Below are 13,906 nucleotides of genomic sequence, written 5' to 3' on the forward strand. Positions count from 1 at the left end.
AGGCTCCAGTAGAATTTCCCGTCGAGGAAAAACTCGGAGCGAGTGGATGAGCCGCGTTATCACGCAACAAAAAAAATGGATCCTGGCCGCAACCACGCTGATCGCCGCGCTCGGGGCGGGCGTCGCGATGCATCGGGCCGATGCCGCGCGCATCGCGACCGTGTCGCCACAGGGCAAGGTCGCGCAAGTGCGGCAGGTCGTCGCCAAATTCGACGAACCGATGATCGCCTTCGGCAGCGCGTCGGCCGCCGCGCCCGGCAAGGTCGCCTGTAGCGGCGCGAGCGCGGCGGCGCTGGCAGGCTCGGGCCGCTGGATCGACGCGAAAACCTGGGCCTTCGACTTCGAACACGATCTGCCGCCCGGCGTGCGCTGCGCGCTCGATCTCGCGGATAGCCTCAAATCCGTCGCGGGCAATGCGCTTTCCGGCCCGCGCCATTTCGCGTTTCAGACGGGCGGGCCGTTCGTCACGCGCATCATGCCGAGCTATGGCGACGTCGAAGAAAATCAGACCTTCGTGCTGCGCCTGAACGGACCGGCAACGCAGGCTTCCGTGCTTCAGCATGTCTGGTGCGAGTCGAGCGCGCTCGGCAACCGCATTCCGGTGCGCACGGTCGACGACACGTCGCGCGCCGCCCTACTCAAACATTTCCGGCTCGACAAGGAAAGCGACCGCGTGCTCACGCTCGCGTGCCAGCAAACGCTGCCTTCCGCGACGAAGATGCAGTTCGTGTACGGCGCGGGCGTGACGGGGCCAAGCGGCATCGCCAACGACGTCGAGAAGCGCTTCGACTTCACGGTGCGCGAGCCCTTCACGGCGAGCTTCTCGTGCGAGCGGGAGAACGCGAAAGCGCCGTGCACGCCGTTGCGTCCGCTGCGGCTCAATTTCAGCGCGCCGATCAGCCGCGCCGACGCCCAGAAGTTCGTGCTGCGCGGGCCGAAGGGCAACGCGTCACCTCGTTTCGACGAAAGCGACAAAGACGCGGAAGTGAGCGCCATCGAGTTCGCCGCGCCGCTGCCCGAGCGCGCCGATCTCACCATCGAAGCGCCCGCGAACCTGAAGGACGTGAGCGGCCGCGCGCTCGCGAACGCCGATCTCTTCCCGCTCAAAACCGCGACCGCCGCGATGCCGCCGCTCGCGAAGTTTTCGTCGGGCACGTTCGGCATCATCGAGCGATTCGCCGAGCCCGGCATGCCCGCGATGCTTCCGGTGACGCTGCGTCATGTCGAAGCGGACCTGCACGTGCAGGGGTTGAATGCCGGCACGTCGCAGATCACGCAACTCAAGCTCGACGCCGACGCGGATATCCGCCACTGGATGCGCGCCGTCGATACGTTCGACGGCATCTCGATGTCGCGCTCGTCGATCGAAGAACGCATGCCCGGCATGCTGAACAACGGCATCGAGCCGGTCGTCATCCCGAACAGCGACGGCAGCGTGTCGAAAGACCCGCAAATCGATATCCGGTCGCTCTCGATGCTGGCGAAGCAACGCGGCGTCGAAACGCTCACCCTGCCCGCCGCCGATCCGAAAGCGCTGCGGCCCTTCGAAGTCGTCGGCATTCCATTCGGCAAGCCGGGCTTTTACGTCGTCGAAATGCGTTCGCCCACGCTCGGCGCATCGCTCATCGGCAAGAATCAGGCGATGTACGTGCGCACGTCGGTGCTCGTCACGAACCTCGGCGTGCATTTCAAGCAGGGACGCGAAAACAGCCTCGTGTGGGTCACCACGCTTGACAAGGGCAAGCCCGTCGCGAATGCGCAAGTGCGCGTGACCGATTGCAACGGCGACGAGATCGCGACCGCCAAGACCGATGCGCAAGGCATCGCGAAAATCGGCAAGCCGCTCGCCGCCGTGCGCGAATGCAACGAGCGCAGCCTCGCGTGGGGCGGTTTCTTCGTGTCGGCGCGCGTGAGCGATCCGGTCAGCGGGCCGGACATGGCGTTCGCGATGTCGGACTGGAATCGCGGCATCGAATCGTGGCGCTTTCACGTCCCGACCGACATGAGCGCGACGCGCACCACGCGCGCGCATACCGTGTTCGACCGCACGCTCCTGCGCGCCGGCGAAACGGTGTCGATGAAACATCTGTTGCGCGTCGAAACGCTGAACGGTTTCGCGTTCGCGCCGAACAATCCGACGCGCGTGACGATCCGCCACGTCGGCAGCGGACAAACATGGCATCTGCCGCTCAAATGGGCCGCGGATCACAGCGCCGATTCCACCTTCACCGTGCCGCCCGCCGCGAAGCTCGGCGAATACAGCGTAACGCTGGACAACGGCAGCGCGAATAGCGACGACGAAGACAACGACAACGCCATCACGCAGTCGTACGAATCGGGCAGCTTCCGCGTCGAGGAATTCCGCTTGCCCGTCTTCAAAGGCTCGATCACGGCGGGCGACGGCGCATCGCCCGGTCTGGTCGCGGCACAGGAAGCGCCGGTCGCGGTGCGGCTCGAATACGTGCAAGGCGGACCGGCATCGAATCTGCCCGTGCAGGTCTCCGCGCTCGTGCGCGACGTGCCGCCGCCCTTCGCTTCGCAGTACGAGGCGTTCAGCTTCGCGCCCTATCGGAAACCCGCGGACGACGGCGCGAGCGCACCCGCCGAGGACGACGACAGCGAAGCGCAGGACAACGCGACGGCCAAGCTGATCGCCGACAAGCTGCGCGTCACGCTCGATCGCGACGGCGCGGGCAAGGTCACGGTGAAGCCGCTGCCGGCGGTCGAATCGCCGAAGCGGCTCGCGCTGGAGGCGAGCTTCGCCGACCCGAACGGCGAAATTCAGACGATCAGCGGCGGCGCGACGCTCTGGCCCGCCGCGGTGGCGGTCGGCGTGAAGGCGGGACACTGGGTGTCGGTCGGGGGCGCGCTGCCGGTGCAGGCCATCGCGCTCGATCTGGCGGGCAAGCCGCGCGCGGGTGTTGCGGTGGAGATCAAGGCGGTGGCGCGGGTGATGTCGAGTTCGAGAAAGCGCATGGTCGGCGGCTTTTACGCGTACGACAACCACACCGAAATCAAGGATCTCGGCACGCTGTGCAGCGGCAAGAGCGACGACCACGGCATCGTCTCGTGCGACGCGAAACTGAAAGAGCCCGGCAACGTCGATCTGATCGCAGTCGCGAAAGACGGCGACGGCCGCGCGGCCAACGCGAGCACATCGGTATGGGTCACGCGCGAGGAAGAATTGTGGTTCGGCGGCGAGAACACCGACCGCATCGACGTGCTGCCCGAAAAAACCAGCTACGAACCCGGCGAAACCGCGCGCTTCCAGGTGCGCATGCCCTTCCGTTCGGCGACGGCGCTCGTCGCGGTCGAGCGCGAGGGCATCATCGAGACGCGCGTCGTCGAACTGAACGGCAAGGACCCGACCGTCGAACTCAAGGTCGAGGAGACGTGGGGGCCGAACGTCTACGTGTCGGTGCTCGCGCTGCGCGGGCGTATTCGCGAAGTGCCGTGGTATTCGTTCTTCACGTGGGGCTGGAAGGCGCCCGTCGAATGGGCGCGCGCGTTCTGGTACGAAGGCCGTCAGTATCAGGCGCCCACGCCGCTCGTCGATCTGTCGAAGCCCGCGTTCCGTTATGGGCTCGCGTCGATCAAGGTCGGCGCGGCCGCGCACAAGCTCGCAGTAAGCGTGAGCCCGGACGCGAAGTCATACACGGTGCGAACCCGCGCGCATGTGAAGGTCAAAGTCGCGCTGCCGGACGGCAAGCCCGCGCCCGCCGGCACGCAAATCGCCGTCGCGGCGGTCGATGAAGCGCTGCTCGAACTCATGCCCAACGCAAGCTGGGACGTGCTCGACGCGATGTTGCAGCAGCGCGCGTACGGCGTCGAAACCGCGACCGCGCAGATGGAGATCGTCGGGCGGCGGCATTTCGGGCGCAAGGCCGTGCCCGCGGGCGGCGGCGGCGGACACAGCGCGACGCGCGAACTCTTCGACACCCTGCTTCTGTGGAATCCGCGCGTGACGCTCGATTCGAACGGCGAAGCCGCCGTCGATGTGCCGCTGAACGACGCGCTCACGCGCTTTCGCATCGTCGCGGTCGCGGCGGTCGGCGCGGGGCGGTTCGGCACCGGCAGCGCATCGATTCAAAGCACGCAGGACTTGCAACTGATTTCGGGATTGCCGCCGCTCGTGCGCGTCGGCGATGCGTTCCGCGCGCAGTTCACGCTGCGCAATACGACGGCCCGCACGATGCGCGTCGTCGTCACGCCGCACGCGGGAGCGCTCGCGCTCGATGCGCGCACGGTCGAGCTCGCGCCGGAATCGTCGCAGGAAGTGGCCTGGGACGTGAAGACGCCCGACGTGCTCGGCGCGCGCGATACCGCGAGTCTCGACTGGAACGTGAGCGCATCCGAACAGGCCGGACCGAAGGCGAGCGACGCCGTGAAGCTGACGCAAAAAGTCGTCGCGGCCATTCCCGTCACCGTGCAGCAGGCGACCATCACGCAAGTCGACGGCACGCTCGCGCTGCCCGTCGCGCCGCCCGCCGACGCGGACAGGTCGGGCGACGGCGCGGTGCGCGGCGGCATCGCCGTGTCCTTGCAGCCGAAGCTCGCGGACGGCTTGCCCGGCGTGCGCCGCTGGTTCGAGCGCTATCCGTACAGTTGCCTGGAGCAGCAGACGTCGCGCGCGCTGGGATTGATGGATGCCGCGCAATGGCAAGGCGTGCTCGCGAAGATGCCGTCCTATCTGGACCGCGACGGCCTCGCGAACTACTTCCCGCCCGCCGACGACGAACGCCCGACCGGCAGCCCGACGCTCACCGCCTATCTGCTCGCCGTCAGCGATGAAGCCGCGAAGCAGGATCGCCGCTTCGCCCTGCCCGACGATCTGCGCAACCAGATGGCGGCGGGTCTCGCGAATTTCGTCGATGGCAAGATCGAGCGCAAGGTCTGGACGCCGCGTAACGATCTCGACTACGAAAAGCTCGCGGCAATCGAAGCGTTGTCGCGCTACGGTCTCGCGCAGCCGCGCATGCTCGGCTCGATCACGGTCGCGCCGGATCAATGGCCAACCTCGGCGGTGCTCGACTACTACGCGATCCTGTCGCGCGTGGACGGGATCGCCGGTCGCGACGAAAAGCGCGCGCAGGCCGAGCAGATCATCCGCGCGCGGCTGACTTATCAGGGCACGCGTCTCACCTTCTCGACCGAACGCGACGACGATCTCTGGTGGCTCATGACCGGCCCCGAGACCAACGCCGCGCGCACCGCGCTCGTTTTCGCGCAGTCGCCGGGCTGGAAGGACGAGATGCCGCGCCTCGTCGCAGGACTGCTCGCGCTGCAAAAAAACGGCGCATGGCAGACGACGACCGCCAACCTGTGGGGCGCGCTCGCGGTCGGCCGCTTCTCCAGCCTGTTCGAGAGCACGCCGGTGACGGGCCATACGTCGATCCAGCTGGGCGCGTCGTCGCAAAACGTGAACTGGAGCGCAGCGGCAGCGCCCGCGTCGGCAGCGCCCGCCTCGGCCACGCCCGCGACGAAGACCGCGAACGTGCGCAGCGTGTTGCTACCCTGGTCGGCCGGCTCGCTCACGCTCACGCAAGACGGCACGGGCAAGCCGTGGGCGACGATCGAAAGCCTCGCGGCCGTTGCGCTGAAGGCGCCGTTCGCGGCGGGTTATCGCATCGCGAAGACGCTCACGCCCGTCGATCCCGCCGCGAAAGGCGTGCTCTCGCGCGGCGACATCGTGCGCGTGCATCTCGACATCGACGCGCAAAGCGACATGACCTGGGTCGTCGTGAACGATCCGATTCCCGCCGGCGCGACGATTCTCGGCTCCGGCCTCGGGCGCGACTCGGAAGCCGCCACGCAGGGCGAAAAACGGGATCGCGATGCATGGCCCGCTTTCGTCGAGCGCGGTTTCGACGGCTATCGCGCGTATTACGGCTATCTGCCGAAGGGCAAGCTTCAGGTCGAATACACGATGCGTCTGAACAATCCCGGTACGTTCGGCCTGCCGCCGACGCGCGTCGAAGCGCTCTATGCGCCTTCGACGTTCGGCGCGCTGCCCAATGCGCCGGTGGTCGTCAAACCGCTCGCGGCGAAGTGAAGCGATGAAGCGCGCCGCCCTCGCCTTCATCGCGTGCATCGTGTCGATAGGCGCGCACGCGTCGCCGGGTTTCGACGACGTGCGCGCGGCATGGCGCAGCTCCGACTGGGTGCTGCTCGCCCGCGACGGCGAGACGCTCGCGCGCACGCGCATCGACGCGAGCGCGCGGCGCGGCGACTGGATCGCGCTCGCGGACGTGTCGCCGGCGTTGCGCGAGGCGATCGTCGTGTCGGAGGACAAGCGCTTTTACGAGCACGCGGGCGTCGACTGGCGCGGCGCGGCCGCCGCCGCATGGGGCAATCTGTGGAACACGCGCACGCGCGGCGCGTCCACGGTGACGATGCAGCTCACCGGACTCATCGACAGCGAAGGCAAGCCGGCGGGACGCCGCTCGATCGGAGAAAAAGCGCAGCAGACGATCGGCGCGCTGTGGCTCGAACGAAGCTGGCGCAAGGATCAGATTCTCGAAGCGTATCTGAACCTCGTGCCGTTTCGCGGCGAGATCGTCGGATTGTCGGCGCTCTCGCAGACGCTCTTCGGCAAGGCGCCTTCCGGTCTCGACGAACGCGAGGCCGCGCTCGCCGCCGCGCTGGTGCGCGCGCCGAACGCGCCGTATCCGAAAGTCGCCGCGCGCGCCTGCGCGATCCTGCACGACATGCAGGCGCTGCACGGCGCGCGCGGCGGCGATCCGTGCGTCAACCTGAGCAGCTACGTGCAGCTCGCGCTCACGCGCACGGCATCCACACCCGCCACGGCACAAGGCGATGACGCGCTCGCGCCGCATCTTGCGCGGCGTATCGCAAGCGAAGCGCATCCGGCGGCGGGCGCGCGCGTGCGCTCCACGGTCGATGCGCGCTTGCAGCGCTTTACGCGCGACACGCTCGCGCGCACGCTCGCCGAACTGAATGCGCGCGCGCATCCGCGCAACGTGCACGACGCAGCGGCCATCGTGATCGACAACCGGTCGGGCGACGTGCTCGCGTGGGTCGGCTCGGCGGGCGGGTTGTCGAACGCGCCGCAAGTCGATGCCGTGCTCGCCGCGCGTCAGGCCGGCTCGACGCTCAAGCCCTTCCTCTACGCGCAGGCGATCGACGAAAAGCGCGTCACCGCCGCCACCCTGCTCGACGACGCGCCGCTCGATCTCGCGACCGGCGGCGGCCTCTACATTCCGCAGAACTACGATCACGACTTCAAGGGCTGGGTGAGCGTGCGCACGGCGCTGGGCTCGTCGCTGAACGTGCCGGCGGTACGCACGCTCGTGATGGTCACGCCGCATCGTTTCGCGAAGACGCTCGTCGCGCTCGGCCTGCCGCTGACGAAAGCGGGCGATTACTACGGCTTCAGCCTCGCGCTCGGCAGCGCCGACGTCACGCTGGCGACGCTCGCCAACGCCTATCGCACGCTCGCGAACGGCGGGCTCGCGCGTCCCGTCTTCGATCTCGCGGACCATCGTCCGGCGGCGGACGGCGGCACGCGCGTGTTCAGTGCGGAGGCGAGTTTCATCGTCACCGACATCCTCGCCGACAACAACGCACGCACGCGCACCTTCGGCTTCGACAGCGTGCTCGCCACGCGCACGTTCAGCGCCGTGAAAACCGGCACCAGCAAGGACATGCGCGACAACTGGGCGGTCGGTTTCACTTCGCGCTACACCGTGGGCGTGTGGGTCGGCAATGCGGACGGCGCGCCGATGTGGGACGTTTCCGGCGTGACGGGCGCGGCGCCGGCGTGGAATGCCATCGTCAACTATCTGAACCGGCGATCGGATAGCAGCGCGCCGCGCGCCCCGGCGGGCGTGATCGCGACACGCGTCACGTATCAGAACGACATCGAACCGGCGCGCGGCGAATGGTTCGTGCGCGGCACGCAGATGAGCGAGATCGGTCTCACGGCCAATGCGGCGCAGGCCGCGCGCGGCGCAAAGAGCAACGCGGCCGGTATGACCGATGCTGCCGCCGCGCGCATCGGCGAACCGACGAACGGCACGATCTTCGCGCTCGACCCGGATATTCCGCCGGCACGGCAACGCGTGTGGTTCGAGCGCGCCGGGAGCGGCGCGCGCCTTGCGTGGCGGCTCGACGGCAAGTCTTACGGCCACGACGCCCGCGCCTCATGGTTGCCGTGGCCGGGGCGTCACGTGCTCGAACTGGTCGATGCGAAGGGCGAAGTCGTCGATAAAGTCGGCTTCGAGGTTCGCGGCGCGTTCGCCAAAACGGCCGCGTCACGCTGATCCGCGAAACGTCCGCCGTCATCCGCTTCGTGTTATGCAACGTTAAAGATTGTGCGGAAAGCGCGGCGCACGCGAAGGGGTCGTGCACAATGCGGACCGTCATCGTTCGGGACGTTTTTTGCCCTATGCTTAACGGCAACTTTCTCGATCGGCCCGAACTTATCGACCTATCCTATCTTTTATGCTTGGAGTGCCGTCATGCTGAAAAAGCTGCTGATGCTGTGCTTAGCGTTCATGGTTTCGATCGGCGCCGCGTTTGCCGCGGTCGATGTCAACACCGCCGATCAGGCCGCGCTTGAATCCGTCAAGGGCCTGGGGCCGGTGAAATCCAAGGCGATCGTCGACGAGCGCACGAAGAACGGCCCGTTCAAGGACGCCGACGACCTCGCGACCCGCGTCAAGGGTCTGGGCACCAAGTCCGTTGCGACGCTGGAGCAAAATGGCCTGACGATAGGCGGCTCGTCGCTGCCGCCGACAGGCAAGACAGCGAAGCCCGCGACGACGACGCAAGGCGGCAGCGCCGCGCCGAACTCGACGGTGAAGTCGTCGACAGCGGCCACCGCCGCGACCTCGCCCGCGGCCACGACGGCGCAGACGCCGGCCACGGCGCCTGCCGCGGCTGCATCGGGGGCTAAGGCATCGAAGAAATCGAAGAAGGAAAGCGCGGCCGCGACCACGGCGAATGCATCCGCCCCGGCGGCCGCGAGCGAGGCGAAACCCGCCAAATCGAAGCGCAGCAAGAAGGACAAGGCAGCCAGCGCCGCGGCCGCCAGTCAGTGATTCTTCGGGGAACCTTGTCGAAGGAAAACTGCCTTCGTAGGACCATCGTCGAACGGCCGCTCGCGGCCCATGCCCACGCCGCCGCGTCCTGCATCCGGATTAGGCGGCGCCAAGCGAACCTACCCCGTAACCTTTCGTAGTGAGACCGCCATGAGCCTACTCGATATCCTCGCATCCACCCTCGGCAATTCGTCGCAACAAGGCGGACAACCTGCTCAGTCCGGCCAGGCCGCACTGATCGGCATGGCGCTCCAGTACATCAATAGCCAGCCGGGCGGCATCATGGGTCTGATCCAGCGCTTCCAGCAACACGGCGCGGGCGATGTCGTGCAGTCGTGGATCGGCACCGGCGAGAACAAGCCCATCAGCCCGGACACGCTCACGAACGTGCTCGGTCAGGACAACGTCGGTGCGCTCGCGCAGAAGGCCGGCGTCTCGGGCGACCAGCTTTCGGGCATGCTGGCGGCGGTGCTGCCGCATATCGTCGATCGCGCGACGCCGAATGGCGAAGTGCCGCCCGAAGGCCAACTCGACCTGACCGGCGTGCTCGGTTCGCTCGGCGGCCTGGCGGGTCTCTTCGGCAAGAGCGAAGAGCCGAAGCAAGGTTAAGCGCGCTTTCCGTTTCGGCGATTCTTCCGTATCGCCCGAAAGCCCCGCAGGCGCTTCGCCGTGCGGGGCTTTTTGCATTTCGGGCGGCGAGCTTGCGGATCACGTCACGGGCATAAAAAAGGCAACGGATCGCTCCGTTGCCTTATTCAATCGAACCGCCGCCCGGCCAACCTGCCGGACAGCGGAATCGCGCCTTAATGCACCACGCGATCGAACACGAACTTGCCCTCGCGCACATCGACCGGAATGACGTCCTTCGGCCCGAACCGGCCGGCGAGGATCAGCTTGGCGACCGGATTCTCGATCTCCTGCTGAATCGCGCGCTTCAGCGGCCGCGCGCCGAACACCGGGTCGTAGCCAACCTTGCCGATCTGTTCGAGCGCCGCATCCGACACCTCGAACTCCATGTCGAGTTTGGCCAGACGGTCATGCAGACGCTGCAACTGGATCTTCGCGATCGCCGAGATGTTCGAACGATCGAGCGCATGGAACACGACCACGTCGTCGATACGGTTCAGGAACTCCGGCCGGAAGTGCAGCTTCACTTCCTCCCAGACGGCGTCCTTCACGCTTTCCTGCGGCTCGCCGATCATGCCCTGGATGACCTGCGAACCGAGGTTCGACGTCATCACGATCACCGTGTTCTTGAAATCGACGGTGCGGCCCTGGCCATCGGTCATGCGGCCATCGTCGAGCACTTGCAGGAGCACGTTGAAGACATCGGGATGCGCCTTCTCGATTTCATCGAGCAGGATCACGCTGTACGGCTTGCGGCGCACCGCTTCCGTCAGATAGCCGCCCTCCTCGTAACCGACGTATCCCGGCGGCGCGCCGATCAGCCGCGCGACGCTGTGCTTCTCCATGAATTCGCTCATGTCGATGCGAACGAGATGGTCCTCCGAATCGAACAGGAACGCGGCCAGCGCCTTGCACAGCTCCGTCTTGCCGACGCCCGTGGGCCCGAGGAACAGGAACGAGCCATACGGCCGGTTCGGGTCCGACAGACCGGCGCGCGAACGGCGAATCGCGTCAGCCACCGCGCCGATCGCTTCGTCCTGACCGATCACGCGCTCGTGCAGCTTGCTCTCGATCTGCAACAGCTTTTCGCGCTCGCCCTGCATCATCCGCGACACGGGAATGCCGGTTGCGCGCGACACGACTTCCGCGATTTCTTCCGCGCCGACCTGCGTACGCAACAGGCGCGGCCGCGTCGGATTGTTCTGCTCCTGCGACTCGGCCTGCGTCACCTGCTTCAGCCGCGCTTCGAGTTCGGGCAGCTTGCCGTACTGCAACTCGGCAACCTTCTCCAGCTTGCCTTCGCGTTGCAGGCGTGTGATATCCGCGCGCACCTTCTCGATTTCTTCCTTCAGTTGCGCGCTGCCCTGCACCGCCGCTTTCTCGGCAGTCCAGATTTCCTCGAGATCGGAATATTCGCGATTCAGCCGCTCGATTTCCTCTTCGATGAGCTGCAAACGCTTCTGCGACGCTTCGTCCTTCTCCTTCTTCACGGCTTCGCGCTCGATCTTCAACTGGATGAGACGGCGGTCCAGCTTGTCCATCTCTTCGGGCTTCGAATCGATTTCCATCTTGATGCGCGACGCCGCTTCATCGATCAGATCGATGGCCTTGTCCGGCAGAAAGCGGTCCGTGATATAGCGATGCGACAGTTCCGCCGCCGCGACGATCGCCGGGTCGGTGATCTCGACGCCGTGATGCAGCTCGTATTTCTCCTGCAAGCCGCGCAGGATCGCGATGGTCGCCTCGACCGACGGTTCGTCGACGAGCACTTTCTGGAAACGCCGCTCCAGCGCCGCATCCTTTTCGATGTACTTGCGATATTCGTCGAGCGTGGTCGCGCCGATGCAATGCAGCTCGCCGCGCGAGAGCGCGGGCTTCAGCATGTTGCCCGCATCCATCGCGCCTTCGGCCTTGCCCGCGCCGACCATCGTGTGGATTTCATCGATGAAGACGATGGTCATGCCCTCGTCCTTCGCGATGTCGTTGAGCACGGCCTTGAGGCGCTCCTCGAACTCGCCGCGATACTTCGCGCCCGCGAGCAGCGCCGCCATGTCGAGCGACAGCACGCGCTTGCCCTTGAGCGTTTCCGGCACTTCGCCATTGACGATGCGCTGCGCGAGCCCTTCGACGATCGCCGTCTTGCCGACGCCCGGCTCGCCGATCAGCACCGGATTGTTCTTCGTGCGGCGCTGCAGGATCTGGATCGAGCGGCGGATTTCGTCGTCGCGGCCGATCACGGGATCGAGCTTGCCGGCGCGGGCGCGCTCGGTCAGATCGACCGTGTACTTCTTGAGCGCTTCGCGCTGGCTTTCGGCGTCCTGGCTGTCGATCTGCGCGCCGCCGCGCACGGCGTTGATCGCCGCTTCGAGCGCCTTGCGCGTCAAGCCGTGCTGCTTCCCGAGGCGGCCCGCTTCGCCGCGGTCATCGGCGACGGCGATCAGGAACATTTCGCTCGCGATGTACGTGTCGTTGAGCTTTTGCGCTTCCTTGTCCGCGGCGTTGAGCAAGCCCGCGAGTTCGCGGCTCACTTGCACGTTGCCGTCGGTGCCCTGAACTTGCGGAAGGCGCGCGATCGCATCGTTGAGCGACGCCTGCAACGCCTGCACCTGCACGCCCGCGTGCGACAGCAGCGAGCGCGCGGAACCGTCCTGCTGCGCGATCAGCGCCGCCAGCAAGTGAACCGGCTCGATGTACTGGTTGTCGTGCCCGACTGCCAGGCTCTGCGCGTCCGACAGCGCTTCCTGGAATTTGGTGGTGAGTTTGTCGATTCTCATTTTTCGAAGCTCCAATTCTGAATACGATCAAAATGAGGCGCTTTTCATCACTTTCAAGCGTTGTTTGGCTCGATTAGTGCATTTTTCGATCTTCGACAATCATGGGCGCGGCGTCGCCGGCCGATCAGGAAGGCCCGCCGCCCGCGGCAAGCGCTTCCGCTGGAACCTGCGCGATGGCGGCGATGCCCAGCAGCGCCGCAAGCTCGTTCGCCGGATGCGCGAGCTCGCCGATCGTGTGCTTGTCGAGCTCGGCGAGAAATGCATCGCGCGCGGCGGCGAGCACGCCGCGCAAGCGGCAATGCGGCTGAATCACGCAGCGTTGCGCCGCGGTGTCGCGCTCCGCGAAGCAGCCGACGATCGCAAAATCGCTCTCGGTCTTGCGCACGATCTCGCCGATCGTGAGGTCGTTCGTACGCGCGGCGATCCGCAGCCCGCCGTTGCGCCCGCGCACGGTTTCGACCCAGCCGAGCTCGCCCAGTTGCTGGACGATCTTCATCAGGTGATTCTTCGAAATGCCGTAGGCGTCCGAGATTTCCTGGATCGTCGAGAGGCCGGACGGCCGGACGGAGAGATACAGCAAAACGCGCAGCGCGTAATCGGTGTAGTCGGTCAGTCGCATGGTGTCGCGCGATTCAGTTTGAAGATTGGGATTGAATTAAGCGCCTCGGCGCATCGACGAACGGCGGAACAACGAGAAGGATTCGAGACGGAAGCGGCGCACTATCCGTACGCGGGCTGGCACAATGGAGCCGATACGGCGCGCGCCAGCCGCCGTTGCAGGGGAAGCCTCGCGCGGGTCATCGCCATTGTGCTTCATATCGCCGCCTTTCGTCAGTAAAACACGGCTGCCGGTTCGAACCGCCGGCCGAACGCATGATCGCTTCGCCATGAACTCAGATCGACAGCCCGCCACCGCCGAGCGGGAACGCGAACCCAACGAGACCAACGTCCGCGCGCTGGTCGACGCCTTCTACCGCCGGGTCGACGACGATCCGCTCCTCGGCCCGATCTTCTCCCGCGCGCTCGCGGGCCGCTGGGACGAGCATCTCGCGAAGATGACCACGTTCTGGTCGAGCCTCGTGCTCGGGTCGAAGCAATATCGCGGGAACGTGCAGGAAGCGCATCGGCCGATCGACGATATCGAGCCGCGCCACTTCGCGCGCTGGCTGTCGCTTTTTCTGAACACGGTGGAAGCGCGCTACGAGCCCGCCGCCGCCGTGCAGTTCATGGAGCCCGCGCTGCGCATCGCGCAGAGCCTCCAGTTGAGCAAATTCGGCTGGGATTATCAGATTCCCGCCGAGCAGCAGGCCCTGCTCGCGGCGCTCAAGCGCCAGCGCACGGGCGGCGCGCCCGAGCCGCGCTTTCCCGAACGGCCGGACGCCGAGCCGTTTCCGGCGAAGTTCATCGGCAAATCGGCCGACGAGCAATAGCGGCAACCCTAGC

Annotated in this window: 7 protein-coding genes; 5 read left to right on the forward strand and 2 right to left on the reverse strand. The window is 66.4% G+C overall.

Annotated elements, in window-relative coordinates:
• Nucleotides 1–46 precede the first annotated feature (46 nt).
• The 4 genes from AWB70_RS31910 to AWB70_RS31925 all read left to right on the forward strand — a co-directional run bounded on the left by AWB70_RS31910 (nt 47) and on the right by AWB70_RS31925 (nt 9,671).
• On the forward strand, nt 47–6,052 hold the full coding sequence (locus AWB70_RS31910; RefSeq protein WP_053568347.1) for an alpha-2-macroglobulin family protein: 6,006 nt from the start codon (nt 47–49) through the stop codon (nt 6,050–6,052).
• Between the two features lie 4 nt (nt 6,053–6,056).
• Entirely contained in the window at nt 6,057–8,282 is a 2,226-nt protein-coding gene (pbpC, locus tag AWB70_RS31915; protein ID WP_053568348.1) for a penicillin-binding protein 1C, read from the forward strand.
• A gap of 198 nt (nt 8,283–8,480) precedes the next feature.
• Nucleotides 8,481–9,062, forward strand: coding sequence for a ComEA family DNA-binding protein (locus tag AWB70_RS31920; protein ID WP_014191638.1), 582 nt, complete (start codon nt 8,481–8,483; stop codon nt 9,060–9,062).
• 150 nt (nt 9,063–9,212) lie between these two features.
• Nucleotides 9,213–9,671, forward strand: coding sequence for a YidB family protein (locus AWB70_RS31925; RefSeq protein ID WP_041730468.1), 459 nt, complete (start codon nt 9,213–9,215; stop codon nt 9,669–9,671).
• 194 nt (nt 9,672–9,865) lie between these two features.
• On the opposite strand, the gene clpB is transcribed toward AWB70_RS31925, so the two are convergent.
• Both clpB and AWB70_RS31935 read right to left on the reverse strand, forming a co-directional pair.
• Nucleotides 9,866–12,463 carry an ATP-dependent chaperone ClpB gene (gene clpB / locus AWB70_RS31930; RefSeq protein ID WP_014191642.1) on the reverse strand — a complete coding sequence of 866 codons (2,598 nt, stop codon included), beginning with the start codon at nt 12,461–12,463 and terminating at the stop codon, nt 9,866–9,868.
• A 124-nt stretch (nt 12,464–12,587) separates the two neighbouring features.
• The gene (locus AWB70_RS31935; protein ID WP_014191643.1) at nt 12,588–13,082 is read right to left on the reverse strand and encodes an Rrf2 family transcriptional regulator; all 495 of its coding nucleotides are present in this window, start codon (nt 13,080–13,082) and stop codon (nt 12,588–12,590) included.
• 268 nt (nt 13,083–13,350) lie between these two features.
• Between AWB70_RS31935 and AWB70_RS31940 the strand changes: the two genes are divergently transcribed.
• Nucleotides 13,351–13,893, forward strand: coding sequence for a group III truncated hemoglobin (locus AWB70_RS31940; RefSeq protein WP_053568349.1), 543 nt, complete (start codon nt 13,351–13,353; stop codon nt 13,891–13,893).
• Nucleotides 13,894–13,906 lie beyond the last annotated feature (13 nt).

The organism is Caballeronia cordobensis (genome assembly GCF_001544575.2).
GTDB lineage: Bacteria > Pseudomonadota > Gammaproteobacteria > Burkholderiales > Burkholderiaceae > Caballeronia > Caballeronia cordobensis.